17 protein-coding genes and 1 pseudogene are annotated in these 22789 nt (G+C 71.8%); 11 read left to right on the top strand and 7 right to left on the bottom strand.

Translation table 11 applies throughout. The features are described 5' to 3' along the window. Positions 1-128: 128 nt before the first annotated feature. From ACZ4N5_RS22645 to ACZ4N5_RS22630, 4 genes are read left to right on the top strand one after another with little or no spacing between them, the layout of a single operon-like run. On the top strand, positions 129-1289 hold the full coding sequence (locus ACZ4N5_RS22645; RefSeq protein WP_467758863.1) for an acyl-CoA dehydrogenase family protein: 1161 nt from the start codon (positions 129-131) through the stop codon (positions 1287-1289). A gap of 17 nt (positions 1290-1306) precedes the next feature. Further along, a complete protein-coding gene (locus tag ACZ4N5_RS22640; RefSeq protein ID WP_467758862.1) occupies positions 1307-2872 on the top strand; it encodes a 4-coumarate--CoA ligase family protein in 1566 nt (521 codons plus the stop codon). After that, entirely contained in the window at positions 2869-3603 is a 735-nt protein-coding gene (locus ACZ4N5_RS22635; RefSeq protein ID WP_467758861.1) for an enoyl-CoA hydratase family protein, read from the top strand. The genes ACZ4N5_RS22640 and ACZ4N5_RS22635 overlap by 4 nt, the downstream gene beginning before the upstream one ends. After that, positions 3591-4208: a TetR/AcrR family transcriptional regulator gene (locus ACZ4N5_RS22630; RefSeq protein ID WP_467758860.1), complete on the top strand. Its 618-nt coding sequence runs from the start codon at positions 3591-3593 to the stop codon at positions 4206-4208. The genes ACZ4N5_RS22635 and ACZ4N5_RS22630 overlap by 13 nt, the downstream gene beginning before the upstream one ends. 30 nt (positions 4209-4238) lie before the next feature. Here the strand turns inward: ACZ4N5_RS22630 and pdxH are convergent, their stop codons facing one another. Further along, positions 4239-4877 carry a pyridoxamine 5'-phosphate oxidase gene (gene pdxH, locus ACZ4N5_RS22625; RefSeq protein ID WP_467758985.1) on the bottom strand — a complete coding sequence of 213 codons (639 nt, stop codon included), beginning with the start codon at positions 4875-4877 and terminating at the stop codon, positions 4239-4241. A gap of 442 nt (positions 4878-5319) precedes the next feature. Here pdxH and ACZ4N5_RS22620 point away from each other — a divergent pair, with 442 nt between their 5' ends. Continuing rightward, on the top strand, positions 5320-6420 hold the full coding sequence (locus ACZ4N5_RS22620) for a citrate synthase 2 (protein ID WP_467758859.1): 1101 nt from the start codon (positions 5320-5322) through the stop codon (positions 6418-6420). A 33-nt stretch (positions 6421-6453) separates the two neighbouring features. On the opposite strand, the gene ACZ4N5_RS22615 is transcribed toward ACZ4N5_RS22620, so the two are convergent. After that, the gene (locus ACZ4N5_RS22615; protein ID WP_467758858.1) at positions 6454-7497 is read right to left on the bottom strand and encodes an isopenicillin N synthase family dioxygenase; all 1044 of its coding nucleotides are present in this window, start codon (positions 7495-7497) and stop codon (positions 6454-6456) included. A 764-nt stretch (positions 7498-8261) separates the two neighbouring features. Between ACZ4N5_RS22615 and ACZ4N5_RS22610 the strand changes: the two genes are divergently transcribed. Then, positions 8262-9644, top strand: a complete 1383-nt coding sequence (locus ACZ4N5_RS22610) for a PAS domain-containing protein (protein ID WP_467758857.1) — start codon at positions 8262-8264, stop codon at positions 9642-9644. 76 nt (positions 9645-9720) lie between these two features. Here the strand turns inward: ACZ4N5_RS22610 and ACZ4N5_RS22605 are convergent, their stop codons facing one another. Continuing rightward, the gene (locus ACZ4N5_RS22605; protein ID WP_467758856.1) at positions 9721-10476 is read right to left on the bottom strand and encodes an SIS domain-containing protein; all 756 of its coding nucleotides are present in this window, start codon (positions 10474-10476) and stop codon (positions 9721-9723) included. Positions 10477-10838: 362 nt separating this feature from the next. Here ACZ4N5_RS22605 and ACZ4N5_RS22600 point away from each other — a divergent pair, with 362 nt between their 5' ends. From ACZ4N5_RS22600 to ACZ4N5_RS22590, 3 genes and pseudogenes are all read left to right on the top strand, one after another. After that, positions 10839-11531, top strand: coding sequence for a metal-dependent transcriptional regulator (locus ACZ4N5_RS22600; RefSeq protein WP_261701816.1), 693 nt, complete (start codon positions 10839-10841; stop codon positions 11529-11531). 847 nt (positions 11532-12378) lie between these two features. Next, positions 12379-13245 (top strand): alpha/beta fold hydrolase, encoded by an 867-nt coding sequence (locus ACZ4N5_RS22595; protein ID WP_467758855.1) that lies wholly within the window; start codon positions 12379-12381, stop codon positions 13243-13245. Between the two features lie 154 nt (positions 13246-13399). After that, positions 13400-14161 (top strand): annotated as a pseudogene (locus tag ACZ4N5_RS22590) (RNA-guided endonuclease InsQ/TnpB family protein); the annotation flags it as partial. Positions 14162-14195: 34 nt separating this feature from the next. Here ACZ4N5_RS22590 and ACZ4N5_RS22585 read toward each other — a convergent pair. The 3 genes from ACZ4N5_RS22585 to ACZ4N5_RS22575 all read right to left on the bottom strand — a co-directional run bounded on the left by ACZ4N5_RS22585 (position 14196) and on the right by ACZ4N5_RS22575 (position 17416). Beyond that, positions 14196-15809: a transporter gene (locus ACZ4N5_RS22585; protein ID WP_467758854.1), complete on the bottom strand. Its 1614-nt coding sequence runs from the start codon at positions 15807-15809 to the stop codon at positions 14196-14198. Further along, on the bottom strand, positions 15806-16603 hold the full coding sequence (locus tag ACZ4N5_RS22580) for an ABC transporter ATP-binding protein (protein ID WP_467758853.1): 798 nt from the start codon (positions 16601-16603) through the stop codon (positions 15806-15808). The genes ACZ4N5_RS22585 and ACZ4N5_RS22580 overlap by 4 nt, the downstream gene beginning before the upstream one ends. Before the next feature lie 159 nt (positions 16604-16762). After that, positions 16763-17416, bottom strand: a complete 654-nt coding sequence (locus ACZ4N5_RS22575; protein ID WP_467758852.1) for a bifunctional DNA primase/polymerase — start codon at positions 17414-17416, stop codon at positions 16763-16765. Between the two features lie 304 nt (positions 17417-17720). Between ACZ4N5_RS22575 and ACZ4N5_RS22570 the strand changes: the two genes are divergently transcribed. After that, positions 17721-19106: a transcriptional regulator gene (locus ACZ4N5_RS22570; RefSeq protein ID WP_467758851.1), complete on the top strand. Its 1386-nt coding sequence runs from the start codon at positions 17721-17723 to the stop codon at positions 19104-19106. 482 nt (positions 19107-19588) lie between these two features. Continuing rightward, positions 19589-21217: a hypothetical protein gene (locus ACZ4N5_RS22565; protein ID WP_467758850.1), complete on the top strand. Its 1629-nt coding sequence runs from the start codon at positions 19589-19591 to the stop codon at positions 21215-21217. A 183-nt stretch (positions 21218-21400) separates the two neighbouring features. Here ACZ4N5_RS22565 and ACZ4N5_RS22560 read toward each other — a convergent pair whose 3' ends face one another. Further along, positions 21401-22699, bottom strand: a complete 1299-nt coding sequence (locus tag ACZ4N5_RS22560; RefSeq protein WP_467758849.1) for an ABC transporter substrate-binding protein — start codon at positions 22697-22699, stop codon at positions 21401-21403. Positions 22700-22789: the final 90 nt, after the last annotated feature.

Here is a 22789-nt window from a genome sequence, read left to right as displayed (position 1 = left end):
CCCACCGCCGGACCGCTGGACCTCCGGGGCGCCGGGCCGCACCACCGCGCGGTTGTCCGCCGCGCGGGCGCGAACAGCTACGTACAGGCCGCAATTTCCGTACTGAACCTCCGTACCGAGGAGCCGTCATGAGCCCTGTCACAGAGACCGACGAACACAAGGCGCTCCGTTCCGCGGTCGCCGCTCTCGGCAAGCGCTACGGCCGCGAGTACCTCACCAAGGTCGTCGCCGAGGGCGGCCACCCCGACGAGCTCTGGTCCGAGGCGGGCAAGCTCGGCTACCTCGGGGTGAACCTCCCGGAGGAGTACGGCGGCGGAGGCGGCGGCATCGCGGAACTGTCCATCGTGCTGGAGGAGTTGGGCGCGGCGGGCTGCCCGCTGCTGATGCTCGTCGTCTCGCCCGCCATCTGCGGCACGGTCATCGCCCGCTTCGGCACCGAGGAGCAGAAGCGGCAGTGGCTGCCGGGCCTTTCGGACGGCACCCGCACCATGGCGTTCGGCATCACCGAGCCGGACGCCGGCTCCAACTCGCACCGGATCACCACGACGGCCCGCCGCGACGGCACCGACTGGGTCCTGAACGGTCGCAAGGTGTTCATCTCCGGCGTCGACATCGCCGACGCGACGCTCATCGTGGGCCGCACGGAGGACGCGCGCACCGGCAGTCTCAAGCCCTGCCTGTTCATCGTCCCGCGCGACACCGAGGGATTCGGGCGGCGGCAGATCGACATGGAACTGGCCAGTGCCGAGAAGCAGTTCGAGCTCACCCTGGACGAGGTGCGGCTGCCGGCCGACGCGCTCGTCGGCGACGAGGACGCGGGACTGCTGCAACTGTTCGCCGGGCTCAACCCGGAGCGGGTGATGACGGCCGCGTTCGCGATCGGCATGGGCCGCTTCGCGCTCGCCAGGGCCGTCGAGTACGCGCGCGACCGTACCGTCTGGAAGGCGCCGATCGGCGCCCACCAGGCCATCGCCCACCCTCTGGCGCAGGCCCACATCGAACTCGAACTGGCCCGGCTGATGATGCAGAAGGCGGCGTTCCTGTACGACTCGGGGGACGACATCGGGGCGGGGGAGGCGGCCAACATGGCCAAGTACGCGGCCGGAGAGGCCTGTGTGCGGGCCGTCGACCAGGCGGTGCACACCCTCGGGGGCAACGGCCTCACGCGGGAGTTCGGCCTCGCCTCCCTGATTACGGCGGCGCGCGTGTCTCGTATCGCACCGGTCAGCAGGGAGATGATTCTCAACTACGTCTCCCACCAGACCCTGGGCCTGCCCAAGTCGTACTGAGCGCTCTAGGAGAAACCGTGTTCCGCAGCGAGTACGCAGATGTACCGGCCGTCGAGGAACCCATCCACGACGCCGTCCTGGGCCACGCCGCCGAGCGCGGTGAGACGCCCGCGCTCATCGACGGCGTCGACGGCACCACGCTCACCTACGGCCAACTCGACCAGTACCACCGCCGGCTGGCCGCCGCGTTCGCCGACGCGGGGCTGCGCAAGGGCGATGTGCTCGCCCTGCACAGCCCCAACACCATCGCTTTCCCGGCGGTCTTCTACGGGGCCACGCGGGCGGGGGCGTCGGTCACGACCGTGCACCCGCTCGCCACGCCGGAGGAGTTCGCCAAACAGCTTCGGGACTCGTCGGCCCGCTGGATCGTGACCGTCTCACCCCTGCTGGAGGCGGCCCGGCAGGCCGCCGAACTCGCGGGCGGTGTACGGGAGATCTTCGTGTGCGACCCGGCACCGGGGCACCGGTCGCTGGCCGACCTGCTGGGCAGCACCGCGCCCGAACCGCAGGTCGACATCGACCCCGTTCAGGACGTGGCGGCGCTCCCGTACTCCTCGGGCACCACCGGCGTCCCCAAGGGCGTGATGCTCACCCACCGCTCCATAGCCACCAACCTCGCCCAGCTCGCGCCGGCCATGCCGATGAACCCGAGCGACCGCATCCTCGCCGTGCTGCCGTTCTTCCACATCTACGGGCTGACGGCCCTGATGAACGCGCCCCTGCGGGAGGGCGCCACCGTCGTGGTGCTGCCCCGCTTCGACCTCGACACGTTCCTGGGCGCCATCCAGGAGCACCGCATCACCGGCCTGTACGTGGCGCCGCCGATCGTCCTCGCGCTCGCCAAGCACCCGGCCGTCGCGGAGTACGACCTGTCGTCCCTGGAGTACATCGTCTGCTCTGCCGCACCCCTGGACGCCGCGCTGGCGGCCGCCTGTTCGGCCCGGCTGGGGCTGCCGCCGGTGGGCCAGGCGTACGGCATGACGGAGCTGTCGCCCGGCACGCACGTCGTCCCGCTGGACGCCGTGAACCCGCCCCCGGGGACGGTCGGCAAGCTGGTCTCGGGCACCGAGATGCGCATCGTCTCCCTCGACGACCCGGACAAGGACCTCGGTGTCGGAGAGGCCGGCGAGATCGTCGTCCGGGGTCCCCAGGTCATGAAGGGCTATCTGGGCCGCCCCGACGCGACCGCCGCGATGATCGACCCGGACGGCTGGCTGCACACCGGCGACGTCGGTCATGTGGACGCGGACGGCTGGCTGTTCGTCGTGGACCGGGTCAAGGAACTCATCAAGTACAAGGGCTTCCAGGTCGCCCCGGCCGAACTGGAGGCCCTGCTGCTCACCCACCCCGGCATCGCCGACGCCGCCGTCATCGGGGCCTACAACGAGGACCACAACGAGGTCCCGCACGCCTTCGTGGTGCGCCAGCCCTCCGCCGCCGACCTCACCGAGGGAGAGGTGATGATGCACGTCGCCGAGCGCGTCGCCCCGTACAAGCGGGTCCGTCTCGTCACCTTCATCGACGCGATCCCGAGGGCGGTCTCCGGGAAGATCCTGCGCCGCGAACTGCGAGGCCTGTCATGACCGTCGTCCACGCGTCGCACGAGCGCGCCGTCACCACCCTCACCCTGGACTCGCCGGACACCCGCAACGCCCTGTCGGCGGTGCTCGTGGGCGAGCTCGCCGACGCGCTCAACCGCTGCGGCAAGGACGCCGACGTACGCGCGGTCGTCCTGACCCACACCGGGAACACCTTCTGCGCGGGCGCCGACCTGCGCGACCCCCCGCCACCGGAGGCCTTCGTCGGCCTGCTGCGGCGGACCGTCGAGCTGGGCAAGCCCGTCGTGGCCCGGGTGGAGGGGCACGTCCGGGCGGGCGGCCTCGGCCTGCTCGGGGCCTGCGACATCGCGGTGGCCGGCCCGGCGGCGAGCTTCGCCTTCACCGAGGTACGCATCGGGGTCGCCCCCGCCGTCATCTCGCTGCCGCTGCTGCCCCGCGCCGACCCGCGCGCACTCACCCGCTACTACCTCACCGGCGAGCGTTTCGACGCCGCGGAGGCGGTCCGCACCGGGCTCCTGACGGCGGCCGGCGACGACGTGGACGCCGTACTCGCGCCCGTTCTGGACGGGCTGCGCAGAGCGGCCCCCGAAGCCCTCGCCGAGACGAAAGCGCTGCTCACGGCTAAGGTGCTGGAGGCCTTCGACCGGGACGCGGCGGACCTGACCGCTCTCTCGGCCCGGCTGTTCTCCTCCGCGCAGGCCCGCGAGGGGATGACGGCCTTCCTCGAACGACGGGATCCCGCATGGGTGGTGTGAGCACGACGGAACACGCGGCACGTACTCCGCACGTCCCAAAACAGGACCGCAGCCGGGCCACCCGGCAGCGGCTCCTGGCCGCCGCCGTGGCCTGCCTCGCCGAACACGGCTGGGCGGGCTCCACGGTCTCCGTCGTCGCCGAGCGCGCCGGTGTGTCCCGGGGCGCCGCCCAGCACCACTTCCCCACCCGTGAGGACCTCTTCACGGCGGCGGTCGAGTACGTCGCCGAGGAACGCTCCTCCGCCCTGCGCGATCTCTTCCCCGACGGCCCCGCCGACCGGCGTGTTGTCGTCGCCGCGCTCGTCGGCCTCTACACCGGGCCGCTGTTCCGCGCCGCCCTCCACCTGTGGGTCGCGGCCTCGAACGAGGACCAGCTCCGTTCCCGCGTGACCGAGCTCGAAGCCCGCGTCGGCCGCGAGAGCCACCGCATCGCGGTGGACCTGCTGGGCGCGGACGAATCCCGGCCCGGGGTGCGCGAGACGGTGCAGGGCCTGCTCGACATGGCGCGCGGCCTCGGCCTCGCGAACCTGCTCACCGACGACGCCGCACGCCGTGAGCGGGTCGTGGCGCAGTGGGGGGCGATCGTGGAGGAGGCGCTGGGCTGAGCGGCGGGGTGTTCCGCCCTTGCCCGCCGGTCAGGGGCTCAGGCGCTCGATCCGCCAGCTTCCGTCGGGCTCTGCCACGTAGCGGAGCCGGTCGTGGAGGCGGTTCTCGCGGCCCTGCCAGAACTCGACCGCCTGCGGGGCGATCCGGAAACCGCCCCAGTGCGGCGGCACCGGTACCTGCTCGCCCTCCGGGTAGCGGGCGCTCAACTCGGCGTACGAGACGTCCAGCTCGGTGCGCGAGGAGATGACCGTGGACTGCGTGCTCGCCCAGGCGCCCAGCTGGGAGCCGTGCGGGCGGGTGCGGAAGTACGCGGCGGTCTCGTCCCGGCCGGTGCGCCGCGCCGTCCCGGTGACGATCACCTGGCGGGCCATCGGGTGCCACGGGAAGAGCAGCGAGATGAACGGGTTCCGGGCCAGCTCCTCGGCCTTGCGCGAGTCGTAGTTGGTGTAGAAGACGAAGCCCTGCTCGTCGTACTGCTTGAGCAGCACCGTGCGCGAGCTGGGCCGGCCCTCGGCGTCCGCCGTGGAGACGACCATCGCGTTCGGCTCGTGCACGAAACCGTGCACCGCGGCCTGCGCCGCCTGCTTGAACCAGCGGGAGAACTGCTCCATGGGGTGCGCGGCGAGATCGCCCTCGTCGAGGCCCTCGGCGCGGTAGTGCGCCCGCATGGCGGCCGGGTCGGCGGCGATTTCCTCGTCGGCGGCCTCGGCGGCCGCGGCCGCGCGCTGGATGAGGGGCTCTGTCGTGGATTCGTCCGGGAAACGATCGTTCACGCCGTCATCCTGCCGTATCCGGGCCTGTTCCCGGGGGCGGTGTGCTTCATCACGCAATGGCACTCAGTGCCGCGTACTCTCCCCAAAGGTGGCACTCGGAGATATCGTGCTGGTGCCGTTCCGGTTGGAGGACCAGCCGTACGGGGCATCACCGGGGTGACCGCTTTCGGACCGCGAGTCGGCGAAGACTGTTCGAAGAGCATTCGGGAGTCTTCGTGAACGACCGTGGAACCGGTGCGCGGACCGCACATTGTCGACCGTCGCCCGGACAAGGGCACAGGGGCAGGCACACCCCCCCACAACACCATCCGTCGTACACATCACGAGGAGCCGCCTGATGTCCGACTTCGTACCCGGACTCGAAGGAGTCGTCGCGTTCGAGACGGAGATCGCCGAACCGGATAAGGAGGGCGGCGCTCTCCGGTACCGGGGCGTCGACATCGAGGACCTGGTCGGCCATGTCTCCTTCGGCAACGTCTGGGGACTCCTCGTCGACGGCGCCTTCAACCCCGGCCTGCCGCCCGCCGAGCCGTTCCCGATCCCCGTCCACTCCGGCGACATCCGCGTCGACGTGCAGTCCGCGCTCGCCATGCTCGCCCCCGTCTGGGGCCTCAAACCCCTCCTCGACATCGACGAGCAGCAGGCCCGCGACGACCTCGCCCGCGCCGCCGTCATGGCCCTGTCGTACGTCGCCCAGTCCGCCCGCGGCCAGGGCCTGCCGATGGTCCCGCAGAACGAGATCGACAAGGCCCACTCCGTCGTCGAGCGGTTCATGATCCGCTGGCGCGGCGAGCCCGACCCCAAGCACGTCGCCGCCGTCGACGCCTACTGGACCTCGGCCGCCGAGCACGGCATGAACGCCTCCACCTTCACCGCGCGCGTGATCGCCTCGACGGGCGCGGACGTCGCCGCCGCGCTCTCCGGCGCCGTGGGAGCCATGTCGGGTCCGCTGCACGGCGGCGCCCCCTCCCGCGTCCTCGGCATGATCGAGGAGATCGAGCGCACAGGGGACGCCGACGCCTACGTCCGGCACGCCCTCGACAAGGGCGAACGCCTGATGGGCTTCGGTCACCGCGTGTACCGCGCCGAGGACCCGCGCGCGCGGGTGCTGCGCCGCACCGCGCGTGAGCTGGGCGCCCCCCGCTTCGAGATCGCCGAGGCCCTGGAGAAGGCCGCCCTCGCCGAGCTCCACGCCCGCCGCCCGGACCGTGTCCTCGCGACGAACGTCGAGTTCTGGGCGGCCATCGTCCTCGACTTCGCCGAGGTCCCGGCGCACATGTTCACGTCCATGTTCACGTGTGCCCGTACCGCGGGCTGGTCGGCGCACATCCTGGAGCAGAAGCGCACGGGCCGCCTGGTGCGCCCCTCCGCGCACTACGTGGGCCCCGGCTCGCGGAGCCCACAGGAGATCGAGGGCTACGGGGGCATCGCGCGCTGACCCCGCGCACCGACCCGCGCCCGCCGCCGGTCATCACGCGGGAGTGAGCAGCTCCGCGTGGTGGCGGGCGGCGACGAGCGGGTGCGCCCGCAGCTTGCCCTTCAGCTCGTTGAAGCCGTACTCCGCGAACAGCGGATTCGACGGATCGTCGGTGACGCCGGGCGCGGCCGACGCGTGCGGGAAGGGCAGCGGCTCGATCCGGGCGTCGAGGCGCGGGTTGTAGAAGAACGGCACCGAGAACCGCTCGGTGGCCCCGGCCGGGCTCACCACCCGGTGGTTGGTCGCCACGAGATACCCGTTGGTCGCGACCTCCAGGAGCTCGCCCAGGTTGACCACGAAGGCGCCCGGCAGCGGCGGCACGTCGTGGAAGCGGCCGTCCTCGCGCTGCACCTGAAGGCCGCCGACCTGATCCTGGAGCAGCAGCGTCAGGAACCCGTAGTCCTTGTGCGCGCCCACGCCCTGGTCGGCGCCGTCGCCCGCGCTCCCCGGATACCGCACCAGCTTCAGGTGCGGATGCGCCCGCTCGCCGAAGACCGGGTCGTAGAAGCCCGCCGGCGCCCCGATGGCGGTCAGCAGCTCGCGCAGCAGCCGCGCGGCGACCGCGCTCAGCCGCTCGATCCAGACCAGCGCCGCCGTCCGCAGCTCCGGCAGCGCGGCCGGCCACTGGTTCGGCCCCTGGAGCCACCAGTACGCGGGCTCACCGGGACCGGGTGTCCGCGCGGGCCGCTCGGCGCCTATGTCGAGCTGGTCCCGCCAGTCCCGGCTGCCGCCGGTCCGCTCGTCACCCGTCCGTGTGTACCCGCGGAAGTGCGGCGAGCCGAGGTTGTCGATGGCCAGCCGGTCGGCCTCGGGGAGCGCGAAGAACCGGTGCATGGCCCGCAGCAGCGCGCCGGTCTCGGCCTCGCTCACGCCGTGCCCGATGAGCTGGAAGAACCCCACGTCGTGGGCGGCGCTGTGCAACTGCGCGTGCAGCAGCGCCCGTGCCTGGGGGCCGCGGTCGGCCGCGGAGAGATCGATGATCGGAAGCTGCTGGTACGAGGGGATGCTCCGCCCGGTCGGGGCAGGCGTGGAAGACATGTCAGTCGTCATGAGATGCGTCCGCGGGGTGTACGGGTGCCCGGGCGGCCGCCAGGGATGGGGCGGGGGCCAACGGGTGTCGGGTGAACGTGCGAAGGGGCTGGGTCAGGCGGAGCGCCGACAGCCCATGCTCGTGACGCGCACGTAGTCCACGTGGCGGCGTCGAACGAGCATCGGAGGCATGGCCACAGCGTACTGCCGTCCCCGCGATCCACCTGTGACCTGGATCACTCCCGTCGAACGCCCATCAGGGCCGACCGCTCATCCGGGTCGAACGCTCCCCGGGCCGAACGCTCCCCGGGGCCGAACGCAGACGACCCGCGAGCTCGGGTCCCTCCGCCTGGCGGCGATGGGGCCGGCCGGACGCACCGGCGAGCTCGCGGGTCGGGTGACTGCGTTGGATTGGGCCGGCTGCATGCACATCACACATGCTGGTCCGGCGCCGAACCGAGTCCGACAACGGGCCGCTAGCCCGCAGCCACCTCGTATGTCCGGGTTTCCGTCATGAGCCGAACCACCTCCTCTCCTACGTGGGCAGCACTCTAGGAAGACATCCGAGGAGCCTCAAGCGATTTACCGGGAAGCGATTCACGGAGAAGTACCGGACGGGGGCCTCCGGGGCGGGCGGTGCGGAAATCCGGCGTACAGCGATTTCTTCCCATCTTCGGGGAACGAGGTGTGGGCTGGGTCACGTTCGAGTTGAATAGTGACGAGCGAGTGAACTGTCGCGCCGTACACGCGGACGCAGCCTGCAGGGGGTCCAGGTGAGTGCTTCCCGGCGTAGTGGGACCACCGACGAGCTGGGGCCGGACGAGCCCGAGCGGGACGGCTCGGATCTGCTTGCCGCCCTGCTGGACGGCATGGACGCGGCCTTGTGCGCCTTCGACGCCGACGGCGTCCTCACGCACTGGAACCGCGAGGCCGAGCGCATTCTCGGGTGGACGACGGCCGAGGCCGTGGGGCGGCGCGGATTCGCCGGCTGGGCCGTGCGGACCGCGGACGCCGAGGAGGTCGAGGCCCGGCTGATGTCCGCCATGGAGGCCCCCGGCCGCCAGGTGCATGAGTTCGCGCTTCTCACCAAGGACGGCGGCCGGGTGCTCGTCCGCACCCAGTCCGCCGCCGTCCGCGGACCGGACGGCAAGCCCGCCGGGGTGTACTGCGCCTTCAGCGAGGTGCACACACAGATCGACCTGGAACGGTCCATCGCCCTGAGCGAGGCGCTCTTCGAGGACGCCGGCTGGGGCGTGGTCCTGGTCGACGCGGACCTGCGGCCCGCCGTGGTCAACGCGCACGCCGCACAGGCCCTCGGGACCGGCCGCACCTCCGTCCTCGGCCGGCCTCTGGGAGAGCTGCTCTCCCAGGGCGTCGAGGAACTGGAGAGCGCCCTCACGCACGTCCTGTCCGAAGGCGCGCCGCCGGCACCCGCGGAGATGTGGGTGAGCGTCCGCACACCGGAGGGCGAGAAGCGGCGCTGCTGGCTGAGCGGCTTCCTGCGGCTCGCCTCGCCGCTCGCGGAGGAACCCGTACCGCTCGGCGTCGGCTGGCTCTTCCAGGACGTGACCGAGGCCAAGCAGACCGAGCAGGAGGCGGCGCTGCTGCGCTTCCGCGCCAACCAGCTGCATCGCGCCGCGCGGGCCGCGGCCGAGTGCGAGGACCCTGGCGAGGCCGCCACCGTCCACCTCGACTTCGCCCTGGCGGGCTTCGCCGACCACGCCCTGGTCGACCGGGTGGCCGGGGGCCGGATCGCGGACGGGGAGAGGCCCGTGCGGCTCGTCCGGACCGTCGCCACCCCCGCCGGGTCGCCCGGACCGAGCCTCATCACCGGGAAGGCCGGACTGCCCCTGCGCTACGGGGAGGGGCACCCCGCGCTCCAGTGCGTGGAACGCGCCGGATCGGTACGGGCCGACGCGGCCGCCGCCGACGCCGAGCAGGCACGCGAGTGGGCGCTCGCCCGGCAGTGGCCGCGGGACTCCGTGCACGCCCTGTGCGCGGTGCTGCGCAGCCGCGGGCGGACGCTGGGAGTCGTGACCTTCCTGCGGAGCGCGGGCCGCAACCGGTTCGAGCGCGCGGACGCGATGTACGCGGAGGACGTGGCCGTACGGATCGCGATGGCCCTGGACCTGGAGGAGCTGACCAGGAAGGCCTGAGGACGCCTTCGGAGCCCCGTCGGCGTCGTGTCCGCCGGCGCCCTGTCCCCTCGGCGCCGGCAGACGGAAGAGCCCCTCAGCGCCGGTAGAAGATCCGGTCCCCGTACTCCGTCATGACCCGTCCGTTCCACTCGTGGCCGCCGTCGACGTTGCCCGAGCGGAGCAGGGGCGGTTCGATGCCGCGGTCCGCGAGGGCTCCGGCGGCGGTGGCCATCACGGCCTGGAGCAGGGCCGAGGTGACGACGGTCGAGGCGGGGGCGAAGGGTGCCTCGATGGAGTCCATGGTGAGCTCCGCGTCGCCGACCGGGATCCGCGAGTCGAGGACGAGGTCGCAGTGGTCCTTCAGGTAGGTGCCCGACACGTGCCGGGACGTCGTCTCGGTGGCGTAGGCGACGGAGGTGACGCCGATGACCTTGACCCCCAGGGCGCGGGCGTTCATGGCCATCTCCACGGGGAGCGCGTTGCGGCCGGAGAGCGAGATGATCACCAGCAGGTCGCCGGAACGCAGCGGGCTGCAGTCGAGGACCGCGGCGGCCAGACCGTCGACCCGCTCCAGGGCGGAGCCCAGCGTCGCGGGCATGACGTCGACGCCCACCACGCCCGGCACGGCGAGCAGGTTCATCAGGGCGAGGCCGCCCGCGCGGTAGACGATGTCCTGCGCGGCCAGCGAGGAGTGCCCGGCGCCGAAGGCGAAGAGCCGGCCGCCGTCGACGACGGTGTCGGCGATCAGGGTCCCGGCCGCCTCGATCTCCCCGGCGTCCTCGTCCCGTACCTGCCGCAGCAGGCCGATCGCGGCGTCGAAGAACTGCCCGGCCAGCTTGCTGTCGCTCATCGGCGAAGCCCCTTAGAAGTCTCGTCGGCTTGGACGTCTCGTCGGCGTCGGATCGGCGCAGGGCGGGTGGGCGGCTGAACGGGTCGCCCCGGTGCGGCCGTACTCCCGTCGTGTCGCGGATCACGTTGCGGTCTGGACCAGTGCCCTGTCAATACGGCCTTCGGGGGCGCTGCCGAGCACGGCCGCCGGGGCGCGCGCGGGCCGGCCGGGTCCGTCGCCCCCACGGATTCCAGGGCATTGGGCACCAAGCGGTTTCAACGGCGAGGCACGGTTGTCAGTGCTATGCGTCAGAATTGAGTTCAGGGCCAGCGCACACGCCGGTGGGCCATCGAGTCTCCGGCAGAGCTAATCGAGGGGCACGAATGTCCGGACTGATCGACACCACGGAGATGTATCTCCGCACCATCCTCGAGCTGGAGGAGGAAGGCGTTGTCCCCATGCGCGCCCGGATCGCGGAGCGGCTCGACCAGAGTGGCCCGACGGTGAGCCAGACCGTGGCGAGGATGGAGCGCGACGGTCTGGTCGCGGTGGCAAGCGACCGGCATCTGGAGCTCACCGACGAGGGACGGCGGCTGGCCACGCGCGTCATGCGCAAGCACCGCCTCGCCGAGTGTCTGCTCGTCGACGTGATCGGTCTGGAGTGGGAGCAGGTGCACGCGGAGGCCTGCCGCTGGGAGCACGTGATGAGCGAGGCGGTGGAGCGGCGCGTGCTGGAGCTGCTGCGCCACCCGACCGAGTCGCCGTACGGAAACCCGATCCCGGGCCTGGAGGAGCTGGGCGAGAAGGACGGCGCGGACCCGTTCCTGGACGAGGGCATGGTGTCGCTGGCCGAGCTGGACCCGGGTCTGGACGGCAAGACCGTGGTCGTACGGCGGATCGGTGAGCCCATCCAGACGGACGCGCAGCTGATGTACACGCTGCGGCGGGCGGGCGTGCAGCCCGGTTCCGTGGTCAGCGTGACCGAGTCGGCCGGCGGGGTCCTCGTGGGCAGTGGCGGCGAGGCCGCGGAGCTGGAGGCCGACGTTGCCTCCCATGTGTTCGTCGCCAAGCGCTGACACCGTCGGCGGGCGTACCGGTAGCGATGCTTCCGGTATCCGGGCCTCCGGTATGCGCTGTTCCGGTGTCCGCGCTCCCGGTCCCGGGCGTCCGGTGTCCGGGCCTCCGGTATCCATGGTTCCGGTATCCGAGGTTCCGGATCTCGGCTTTTTTCTCCATCCGCGCTTCCGGTGCCCGCGAGGGGCAGCTCCCGGGCGCCGGCCGAGGGGTCAGCGGTCGCTGACCTCCACGTCGGCGTCCGGGCGCTCGCCGGACACCGTGGGGCGCACGCGGTCCGCCGCACCCCGGGTGTGTCAACTGCTGTGACAGCAGAGGCAGTTGTGATGTTTTCGCGACCTGGTCGATACGAAGATTCAGTGTGCGGAATCGCAGCGCCCGGACCGTTTGCGTGCGAGGCTGTCGCGTGAGGCATATGACCTGAGGGCTCTTGACCGTGTCCGAGAGCGATGGTGCGCGGTCGGGGAGGGGGCGTAAGGATGTGCCGCAGATGTGGAGAGGGCCCCGGCGCCATCCGGCGCCGGGGCCTGTCCTCCCCTGTGCTGACCCGGAGCCCCGAGCTCCCAGGGTCATTCCCCTCGGACCGTTTTCCCCGAGCGGTCCGCCTCCCGCAGAAGATCTCCCCGCGGGGGCGGCGATCAATCCTTGCGGGTGGTCACTCGAACGAGGGGTGTTGCGGCGGGAAGGGCCAGTTTCGAAACCCCATTCGATAACGTGGCGATGTGGCGGGAGTACACATAGGGACACCGGGCAACACGGCAGGAACAGCGGCAGGAAGCGGTACGAGTGGACCGGCCGGCACGTGCGGGAGCGGGTCGGTCCGAGCGAGCTAGGGGGGTGCCATTACCGATGGTGCGGCGCATCGACGTGACGGGAGCGGGCGGCGTACGCCTCGCTGCCTGGGAGTTCGCCGATCCTCCCAAGAGCGACCCGCCAAGGGCCTCCGAGGCACCCGGCGTGCTGTTACTGCACGGTCTCATGGGCCGCGCCTCGCACTGGGCGTCCACCGCCCGCTGGCTCTCCGAGCGGCACCGAGCCATCGCCCTCGACCAGCGAGGACACGGCCAGAGCGACAAGGCCCCGGAGGCCGAGTACACCCGTGAGGTCTATGTCGAGGACGCCGAAGCCGCCCTCGACCAGCTCGGTCTCGGACCGGCCGTCCTCATCGGCCATGCGATGGGCGCGTTGACCGGCTGGCAGCTCGCCGCCAAACGCCCCGATCTCGTCCGCGCCCTGATCATCTGCGACATGCGGGCCTCGGCACTGGGTGCCGCCTCGCAGCGCGAGTGGGAGGACTGGTTCAAGGCCTGGCCCGTCCCCTTCGCCACGCTCGCCGACGTACGGAAGTGGTTCGGCGAGGACGACCCCTGGGTGGAGCGCCGCAATCCCTCCCGCGGCGAGTTCTACGCCGAGGTGATGCACGAGTCGTCCGACGGCTGGCGCCCGGTCTTCGAACCGGAACAGATGCTCAAGTCCCGCCAGACATGGGTGTACGACGCCCACTGGGAGGAGCTCGCCCAGGTCCGGTGCCCCGCCCTGGTCGTACGGGGACTCGACGGCGAACTCGGCCGGGCGGAGTCCCAGGAGATGGTCCGGGTCCTGCCGCGCGGCCAGTACGCGGAGGTCGCCGACGCCGGCCATCTCGTGCACTACGACCAGCCCGAGGCGTGGCGCGCCGCCATCGAGCCGTTCCTGGACGGCGTGCTCACCGGTTAGGACCTGCCCGGCCGAGCACGCCGGAGCGGGACAGGAACGGCGCCGCCGACACGCGTTCACCTGACTCTTGCGAGGATGTTCCGGCGTTCACGCCGGGGAGGAATCGCGTCCCGTGACGGCCGTGTGGGGCGTCGCCGTGTGCGGTCTCCTGGGGCGCGGAGCGCCCGCAGAGCCGCTGCGAGGACTCGGCCACTGGTACGCCTCGTTCGTCGTCCCCGCCGAAGTCCGGCCGCTGCCGCAGACCGGCCGGGTGATCGGGATCGACTGGGGTGTGAAGGAGACCGCCACCACCACGCCGGACGCCCACGATTTGCCCCACCCCGAACACGGCAGGAAGGCCCGGGCGAAGCTGACCCGGTACGACCGGATGACGGCCCGCCGCAGACCAGCCAGGGGGCAGGCTGCGTCGAAGGGCTACCGCGAGGCGAAGCATCTGCGCGCCAAGGCGCACAAGAAGGTCGCCCGGCAGCGGCAGGACACCGGACGAATGGGGTCTCCCCTGCTCGGAGCTTGTCGGAGAGCTTGGGGAAGGGCGAAGAAGGTCGTGCACGACCACGACGCCATCGCGGTGGAGGACTTCCGGCCGAAGTTCCTCGCCAAGTCGACCATGGCCCGCAAGGCCGCCGACGCAGCCATCGGCGCCACCAAGAAGGCCCTGATCGAGATGGGCCGCAAGCACGGGCGGGACGTCCGCCTCGTGCACCCCGCGCACACCACCATGGACTGCGCACAGTGCGGAGCGAGAACCAAGCACGCACTGCCGCTGTCGCAACGTACCTACACCTGCACCGCGTGCAAAGCCGTGTCCCCCAGGGACAAGAACTCCGCACGCGTGATGCTCATCCGGGCCGGTCTCGACCCGGCTGGCGTCGAGGGCGCAAGACCTCCTGGAGCGCTGCTCCAGGAGGCGGCCTGAGCCAGGAATCCCCTCCCATCAGGGAGGGGAGGTTTCAACCCTTGCTGACCGCCGCCAGGATCTCCGGCAGGCGCTGGGCCGTCCGGGGTGCCGCCAGCCGGAGCCCGAGAAGCGTGATCAGCGCTCCGTAGACGGCCCCCGCGGGCAGCAGCAGCCAGCTCCACCGGTCCCCGTCCGCGCTCACGTTCAGCCAGATCGTGAGGGCGATGACGGGGGCGGCGAGCAGGGCCGCCGAGACCATGCCGCCGAAGATGGCGATCCAGGCGAGGCCGGCCTGACCGGGGGCCACGTTCTTGTAGCCCTCCTGGGGGATGGAGTACGGGAAGCGGGCCGAGGACCAGGCGCCGGTCGCCAGCATCGCGCCGAGCAGCGCGAAGGACAGGCCGAGCACCTCGGGCAACTTCCCCCACTCGCCGAGCAGTCCGGTCGTCACGGCGGTCACGAGCGTCGCGTACGGCAGGGTGATCACCAGCAGGGCCAGCGCCCGCCCACGCAGTTCGACGTACGCGTCGCGGGTCGAGGAGATCGTCAGCGCGACCATCCAGAACGCGGACGTGTCCTGCCCGAACTGGTTGTACATCTGGATCCCGAGCATCCCCGCCGCGAAGCACGCGAAGTAGACCGAGCCGGTGCCCTGGAGCGCGTTGAACACCGGCACGATCAGCCCGATGGCCAGCGAGGTCACCCACGCCGCCTTGGTCTTCGGATCGCGCCACACGTACCGCAGGCTGCGCTCCATGACCGTCCCGGTACGCCCGGCCGGGAGCAGCCGCGCGATCCCCGACGAGCCGCGCTCCCGGCCGGCGGGCTCCGCTGCCTGGAGCGTGGACCCGTCGGGCGAGGTCATCAGCCGCGTCAGATGACGGGACCAGAGCGCCAGCAGCCCCGCCAGGGCGGCCGCGCACAGCGCGAGTTGGGCGATGCCGGCCCCGTACGATCCGTCGCTCACCGAGTCCACGGCGCCGATCGCCGACGCGGGCGGGATCCAGCGCAGGACGTCCGTCGCCGGGTCCAGCTTCGACAGGCCGCCCGCCGAACCGAGCCGCCGCGCGCCGAAGTTGACCAGCTGCGCGCCGACGGCGACGACCAGGCCGCTGAGCACCGCCAGATCGCGGCCCTTGCGGCTGGACAGCAGCCGGATGTTGGCGGCCGCGACGGCCCGCGCGAGTGCCACACAGACCAGCAGGGCGAGCGCGAGGGCGACCACCGCCGTCGCGTAGGCCGCCGCCCCGTGCGCGACCGAGATCACCGAACCGAGCAGCAGACAGAACGTGAAGAGCGGCCCGACACCGACCAGGGAGGCGGCCAGCAGCGCCCGGACGAGCGGCCGCGGCCGCAGCGGCAGCATCACCAGCCGCGTCGGATCGAGCGTCTCGTCGCCGCTGGGGAAGAACAGCGGCATCACGGCCCAGCCGAGCGCCAGGATCGCCACGAGCAGGACGCCGACGGCGGCGGCGTGCGCGTTGCCGCGCAGCGCGATCAGGCCGAGCAGTTGGAGCGCGGCGAAGAGCAGCACGAGCACCGTGGACACGATGAACGCGGCCCGCCGCCCGGCCGACTGCCGCAGCCCGTTGCGCAGGAGCGACAGCTTCAGGCGTACGACGACGGGGGTGATCGACGCGGCGGAGACACCGGTGCCGGCGCTCACCGGGGAGCCCCGCCGCCCAGCCAGTCCAGGTCGGCCGTGGTGCCCCGGCCGTGCGCGCCGACCAGCTCCAGGAAGGCCTGCTGGAGCGAGGGCGCGCTGCCGCGTACGTCGGCGAGCGGACCGTGCGCGCGGATGCGTCCGGCGGCCATGACGGCGACCCAGTCGCACAGCGACTCGACCAGCTCCATCACGTGCGAGGAGAAGACGACGGTGGCGCCGGACGCGGTGTACCGCTCCAGTACACCGCGGATGATCTGCGCGGAGACCGGGTCGACGCCCTCGAACGGCTCGTCGAGGAAGAGGACTTCGGGGTTGTGGAGGAGGGCGCAGGCCAGACCGATCTTCTTGCGCATGCCGGTCGAGTAGTCGACGACGAGTTTGTGCTGCGCGCCCGCGAGGTCGAGGACGTCGAGGAGCTGGGCGGCGCGCTTGTCGACCTCGTCGCCGGGCAGACCCCGCAACCGGCCGGTGTAGCCGAGCAGTTCGCGCCCCGAGAGCCGCTCGAAGAGCCGCAGCCCTTCGGGCAGCACGCCGATCCGCGCCTTCACCTCCGCCGGGTCGCGCCACACGTCGTGACCGACGACCTCGACGGTGCCCTGATCGGGCCTGAGCAGCCCGGTCACCATCGACAGGGTGGTGGTCTTGCCGGCCCCGTTCGGCCCGACGAGTCCGATGAACTGCCCCGCGGGAAGCTCCAGATCGATCCCGGCCACGGCGACCTGCTCCCCGAACCGCTTCCAGAGCCCCCGCACACGTACGGCGGGCACACCGCCGTCCTTCGCTCCCTCGCTCATACAGGCACCCTAAGGGCCCACGGCCGCCTGCTACCCGTCCCTGCCAGTCTCTGTCGATCTCCACGGAGCCCCGCTGATCACTGCGGCCCTCCGCGGCATCCGCCGATCACTGCGGACCTTTGCCGATCTCTGCGGACCTCCACGAAACCCTGCGTACCTCTACCGATCCCGTCCGCAGGCGTAGGCCAGCGGCGAGATCAGCTCCTCCGCGTCCGGCAGCCAGCGGTTCGCGGGCGTCGGCCGGCAGGCCCACTGCACGGCCCCCTGGGAGCCGAACCGGGTCGGCGGCGCGGCGACATAGGCTCCCTCGCCGAGCGCGACCAGGTCGAGCGAGGCGGGCGGCCAGCCCAGCGTCCGTACCAGATCGGGGACTTTCGCCGCGGCGCCGGGAAGCACGAAGAAGTGCATGCGCCGGTCCGGTGTGCACGTCACCGGCCCGAGGGTGAGCTCCATCCGCTCCATGCGGGCGAGTGCCAGGAACCCGGCCGTCTCGGGCACGTCGATCGCGTCGAACGTACGCCCCGTGGGCAGGAGGATCGACGCCGTCGGCTGCATCGACCAGAGCCGCCGCGCGACGGTCGCACTGCCCGTCGCCTGGGTCGCCCAGTCCTCGCGCGCCGGATGCGCCCCGGGCACGGGACAGGCAGGCTCGCCGCAGGAACAGAGCTGCACCCCGCCGGCCACTTCCAGCCAGGTGCCGGGGAACACGTCCCAGTGGCGTTCCTCGGCATAGCGCACGGCGGCTTCCTGCAGCGATTCGCCACGCTGCTGGGGGATCTGTGCGGACTCGGTGCCTGCGATGGTCTCTTCCACGTGGATCTCAACTCCCGCGTCCACCTCGGGTTACGGGGGACACGCGCGCGGGGGAGGAGCATCGATTCCCCGCCTGGGGCGCATGGATGCACGTGTGGGGGCGCGCAGGGGGAACGGCAGCCGGTAGTGGGTAATCAGGGGTGGGGTCGGGCAACCGCCCTTACCCCGGCAATCCTCACATGTCTCGCATCTTTGGCATGTCTGCGGGGCATTGATCTTCCTGGCCGGCTTCTTTCGGTGCTCGGCCGGTGAGGACACGTCAACTCGGTGCGTGGGCAGGCACCGCAGCCACAGGGGGTACGCCATGGCCGCAAGGCCTCTCATCGCCAGGCAGCCGAACGAACGACTGCAGGCACTCATCCAGGAAGCGGGCTGCTCGAACGCCGGGCTGGCCCGCCGGGTCAACATGTGCGGCGCGGAGCACGGACTCGATCTGCGCTACGACAAGACGTCCGTCGCGCGCTGGCTGCGCGGTCAGCAGCCGAGGGGACGGGCTCCGGCGATCATCGCCGAGGCGCTCGGCCGCAAGCTCGGCCGGACGGTCACGATCGACGAGATCGGCATGGCCAACGGCAAGAACCTGGCGTCCGGCGTCGGTCTCCAGTTCTCGCCGACCATACTGGGGGCCATCGAGCAGGTCTGCGAGCTGTGGCGCAGCGACGTGGGGCGACGGGACTTCCTGTCCGGGTCGTCCGTCGCCGCCTCCGCGCTCGTCGAGCCGAGCCGCGACTGGCTGATCTCGTCGCCGGACTCGCAGGTCGCCCGCTCGGCGGGCCCGCGCGTCGGGCTCTCGGACGTGGCGGCGGTCCGCGCGATGACGCAGGCCCTCGTCGAGCTCGACCACCAGTACGGCAGCGGGCATGTGCGCCCGGTCGTCGTGCACTACCTGAACAGCGTGGTCTCCGGGCTGCTCGCCGGTTCCTACCGGGAGGCGGTCGGACGCGAACTGTTCGCCGCCGTGAGCCGGTTGACGGAACTCGCCGGCTACATGGCCATCGACACCGGTCAACCGGGGCTCGCCCAGCGCTACTACATCCAGGCGCTGCGGCTCGCTCAGGCGGCCGGCGACCGCGGGTACGGCGGTTACGTCCTCGCCGCGTCCATGAGCCACCTGGCCGCTCAGCTCGGCAACCCGCGCGAGATCGCGCAGTTGGCGCGCGCGGCCCAGGAGGGGGCGCGCGGGCGGGTGACGCCGCGGGCGGAGTCGATGTTCCACGCCGCCGAGGCGCGCGGGCACGCGCTGATGGGCGACGCGCGCGCCGCGCAGGTGGCGTCCGGGCGGGCCGTCACGGCCCTGGAGAACGCCGACGAGGCCTCCGGGGACGACCCGACGTGGATCGCGCACTTCGACGAGGCCTATCTGGCCGACGAGTTGGCCCACTGCCACCGGGACCTCGGCCAGGCCGAGGCCGCCGCGCGGTGCGCCGAGGAGTCCTTGGCCGGCCATCCCGAGTCGCGTGCCCGCCGCCGGGCCATCGGCTACGTCCTGCTGGCCACGGCACAGGTCCAGCAGCGCGAGGTGGAGCAGGCCTGCCACACCGGCCTGCGCGCCGTCGAACTGCTCGGCACCCTCCGCTCCAACCGTGGCTCCGAGTACCTGGAGGACCTGCAGCAGCGCCTGGAGCCGTTCCAGGACGAGGCCGTGGTGCGGGAGTTCGGGGCGCGCATGGAGTTGCAGGCGGCGGCGTGAACGCACGCGTGGGGCAGGTGGGTTGAGCGTCCGCCGCCCGGCGGGGCCGGACCGGTGTGCGTCCCGCTGGGGGCGCACGCCGCGTGCGCCCCATGAGAACCGTGCCCCGTGCGAGCCGTGCCCCGTGCGAGCCGTGCCCCGTGCGAGCCGTGCCCCGCGCGCTCCGGCGTGAGCTTGTTGCGAGGGCCTGGGGAGTCGTCGCGGAGCGGTGGCGCGATCGCCTGGGGTCCGGCGCGGGTGTGATCATTTCTCTTCCGCACCTTCGGGTCCGCGCGCATGAACATATGGCCTGTACTGGCGTGAACGCCGGGAAAACGGGGGCGCCGTGCGCGAAGGAGGTGAGATACAGCGCATTCGGGGACGGTTTCGTTACCCGTGTCACACGGTGCGGGGGTCACTGCAGGTGCTGCGTAGCACGGGGTTGTGGGGACCCGGTAGCGTGAGCCGATGATTCCGAAGGTCCCCCATTCGTAGGAGTCCCGGTGACGCAGAGTGGACAGGGCGAGGAGCCCTCGGCGCGGCCCGCGCGCGAAGGCATCGTGCTGCCCTCCGACGGTGGCGAGCCGCTGCTGCCGGGTACGACGGGTGACCGGGTGACCCCGGCGAGTGCTCCCGCCTGGGGCGGACAGTGGGGCCCCGACCAGTCGGCCGCCCCGGCCCCGCAGCCCGGTGACGGCTGGGGGGCGCCCGTGAACGCCACCCAGTCGTGGGAGGCCTCCGCGTCCTCCGAGCCCCAGGGCTGGCCGGCGTCGGACCCGCACGGCGCACAGCAGGCGCAGGGCTACGCGCAGCAGGGATCCGGCTCCGGACCGCTGCCGCCCGAGAACCCGCAGTCCTCGTCGTACGGCGCCCAGAACGGCTATGCGCCGGGGGCGCACGACTCGCAAGCCGCTGCCGGATACGACGGCTACGGCAACTACGGGGCCCATGAGCAGCAGGGTGGGCACGCAGGACAGCAGGGTGCGTCGCTGCCGCCCGGAGGCGAAGACGGGGCGACTCGGTACATTCCGTACATACCGGCCGCCCCGGGGGGCGACGAGGGAGCGACGCAGTTCATACCGCCGGTGGGCCCCGGCGCGCTGCCGCCTGAGGTCCGGTCCGAAGCGACGCAGTACCTCGGCCGGACGCCGCAGGGCGTTCCCGGCACCGGATCGCTGCCGTCCGCCGCCAGCTCGGACGCCGACGCCACGCAGTACATCCCGCCCGTGCCCGCGCAGCCGTCCGGGTCCTACGGGATGCCCGCCGGGGCGCCGGAGGAGCGGCAGCCCCCTGCGGAGTTCGACAATCTCTTCCGCAGTGAGCCGGAAGTGGCCGGATCGACGCAGATGCTGCCGCGTATCGACGCGGCCGCCCCGCAGGCCCCGCGCGGCGGGGGCGACCTGTACGGCGCGCAGTCCGTTCCGGGCGCGCCCGGTGGCCGGGCCGCCGCCCGGCGTGGTGGCCCCTCCGACGGCGACGAAGCGGGCGGCGGTGGCCGCAGCGGCTCACGCGTCCCGGTGATCGCGGCCGTCGGCATCGGCATCATCGTGCTCGGTGTCGGCGCGGGCGCCCTGCTCAGTGGCGGCGGCGGAGGCGGCGGCAACGACGACACCGGCAAGACGGTGGCCGCGACCGCGCCCGCCACGCAGGGTTCGTCGGCGGCCGCCGGCGACCCGGTGAAGGCACAGGCCGTCGAGCTGGACAAGCTCCTCGCGGACAGCACCAGCAGCCGTGACTCGGTGATCAACGCCGTGGCGGACGTGAAGGTGTGCAACAACCTCGACCAGGCGGCCAGTGATCTGCGGGACGCCGCCAAGCAGCGCGGCGAGCTGGTCACCCGGCTCTCCTCCCTCGCGGTCGACAAGCTGCCGAACCACGACGAGCTGGCCGCCGCCCTCACCAACGGCTGGAAGGCCTCCGCGGCGGCCGACAACCACTACGCGGCCTGGGCCGACCAGGTCAAGAACGACAAGAAGGGCTGCCACAAGGGCCACGGCCGCACCACCGGGCAGACCCTGGCGGGCAACCAGGCCAGCGGCACGGCCTCCACGCAGAAGGAGAAGGCCGCGAGGCTGTGGAACGCCATCGCGTCCAAGTACGGACTGACGCAGCGGACCCGCACCCAGCTGTGACCCGCACTCAGTTGTGACCCGCACTCGGCTGTGATGCGCACCCAGCTCTGATCCACACGAAAGCCCGGCTCCTTCGCTGAACGGCGAGGGGGCCGGGCTTTGTTGTGAGCGCTGTTCCGGGTTCCGAGTTCTGGGTCCCTGGTCTCGGGTCCCTGGTCCCGGTTTCCGGGTTGGTCGGGGCGGCTATTCCGCTTTCGCCAGCGTCTTCGCCATGTTGATGAACCCGTCTCGCTGCGCTGTCAGTTGACCGTCGCGAATGACCTGGAAGGTGACATCGGCGTTGACGAGGCGCGCGAAGTCGCCGGTCGAGGTCAGGTCGTCGAAGCGCCAGCTGAGCGTCGGCGTGAGCCCGCCCGTGGTCACCTTGAGGCCGCTGTCGAGTTCGCGCCGGACGGTGAGCGACGAGACCTCGCCCGCGCCGAGGGACTCGATGACCTTCTTCAGCACGGTGTAGGCGATCCAGGTGGTCTGCACTCCGGCGTCGGCAGGATCGATCCGGTTGTCGCCGAAGGCCTCCTCCTTGATCACACTGCGCATCGCGTTCCAGCGCGCGTCGTTCGCGGTCGGGTACCAGCCGGTGACGTACGAACCCTCGTAGGGGCCCGACCTGCCGCCGGTGGCGTCGATCTGCGACTGGTCGACGTTGCTGATGACGGTTCCGGTGTGCACCTTCGGGTAGTCCGCGCTGTCGCGCCGGAAGGAGTCGATGAAGGTGTTCGTGCGGTCGCCGAGCGCGGGAACCACACAGCCTTGCTCGGCCGACTCGGAGGTCGCGTGCTGAAGCGCCAGCCGCGTCGGCCGGGAGTACTCGGTGGCGTCCTCGGCCGCCCGCTGGTCGGCGGCCCGCGAGTGGCCCAGCGCCCTCAGGCCGGAGTTGAGCAGCACCGGCAGCTCGTCACCCGCGATCGTGTCGGGGCGGATGAGCGAGACAGGACCACAGCTCTTGCCGAGCTGCTCGCCGAGGCCCGCCAGCAGCGCGGGCTGGCCGCCGTTGACGGGGTAGGAGACGGGGCTGGTGAACTCGTCGTCGGTGACGCCGAAGCCCCCGATGTAGGGGATGCCCGCGCTTTCCAGCGGGGCGAGGAACGAGCGGCTGTGCTGGCTGTAGGAACCCACGACCGCGACGACCTTCTCGTCGGCCGCCCGCTCGGCGCAGTGCGCGGCGGCGACGGAGTCGTTGTGATCGTTGCAGGTGAGGACCTCCAGCTGACGGCCGTTGATGCCGCCGTGGGCGTTGACCCAGCGCGCGTAGGCCTTCGCCAACGCCGGCATTCCGGGCTTGTTCGTTGCGTTGGTCTTCTCCGGCGCCCAGGTCATCACCTTGACGGGGCCATCCCCGGAGCCCCCCGTGGCACCAGGGACGACCCCGCATCCGACGGCAACCGACGCACACGCGACCAGCGCGCTCGCGTACAGCAGCTTGGCCTTGCGGGGCCGGGGCGAAAGGGGGGTGGTGGTGCGAGTACGTCGCCTACCGGTCATGGACATGCACGATTCCGCCACACGAAAAACCCTTGTGTGACCCGTGGTCGACACCGGGTGACGTAGAGGTGAATTACAGGGGTCGATGAA

This window comes from Streptomyces sp. NPDC026500 (genome assembly GCF_055567635.1).
Note: the sequence above shows the minus strand (reverse complement) of the source record. Positions and strands in the feature narration are given on the sequence as shown.

What these genes read in the sequence shown, in the direction of transcription:
- ACZ4N5_RS22645 (WP_467758863.1), top strand. Translation starts at nt 129, where the DNA reads ATGAGCCCTGTCACAGAGACCGACGAACACAAGGCGCTCCGTTCCGCG.
- ACZ4N5_RS22635 (WP_467758861.1), top strand. Translation starts at nt 2,869, where the DNA reads ATGACCGTCGTCCACGCGTCGCACGAGCGCGCCGTCACCACCCTCACC.
- ACZ4N5_RS22630 (WP_467758860.1), top strand. Translation starts at nt 3,591, where the DNA reads ATGGGTGGTGTGAGCACGACGGAACACGCGGCACGTACTCCGCACGTC.
- pdxH (WP_467758985.1), bottom strand. Translation starts at nt 4,877, where the DNA reads ATGCGGGCGCACTACCGCGCCGAGGGCCTCGACGAGGGCGATCTCGCC.
- ACZ4N5_RS22620 (WP_467758859.1), top strand. Translation starts at nt 5,320, where the DNA reads ATGTCCGACTTCGTACCCGGACTCGAAGGAGTCGTCGCGTTCGAGACG.
- ACZ4N5_RS22615 (WP_467758858.1), bottom strand. Translation starts at nt 7,497, where the DNA reads ATGTCTTCCACGCCTGCCCCGACCGGGCGGAGCATCCCCTCGTACCAG.
- ACZ4N5_RS22605 (WP_467758856.1), bottom strand. Translation starts at nt 10,476, where the DNA reads ATGAGCGACAGCAAGCTGGCCGGGCAGTTCTTCGACGCCGCGATCGGC.
- ACZ4N5_RS22600 (WP_261701816.1), top strand. Translation starts at nt 10,839, where the DNA reads ATGTCCGGACTGATCGACACCACGGAGATGTATCTCCGCACCATCCTC.
- ACZ4N5_RS22595 (WP_467758855.1), top strand. Translation starts at nt 12,379, where the DNA reads ATGGTGCGGCGCATCGACGTGACGGGAGCGGGCGGCGTACGCCTCGCT.
- ACZ4N5_RS22580 (WP_467758853.1), bottom strand. Translation starts at nt 16,603, where the DNA reads ATGAGCGAGGGAGCGAAGGACGGCGGTGTGCCCGCCGTACGTGTGCGG.
- ACZ4N5_RS22570 (WP_467758851.1), top strand. Translation starts at nt 17,721, where the DNA reads ATGGCCGCAAGGCCTCTCATCGCCAGGCAGCCGAACGAACGACTGCAG.
- ACZ4N5_RS22560 (WP_467758849.1), bottom strand. Translation starts at nt 22,699, where the DNA reads ATGACCGGTAGGCGACGTACTCGCACCACCACCCCCCTTTCGCCCCGG.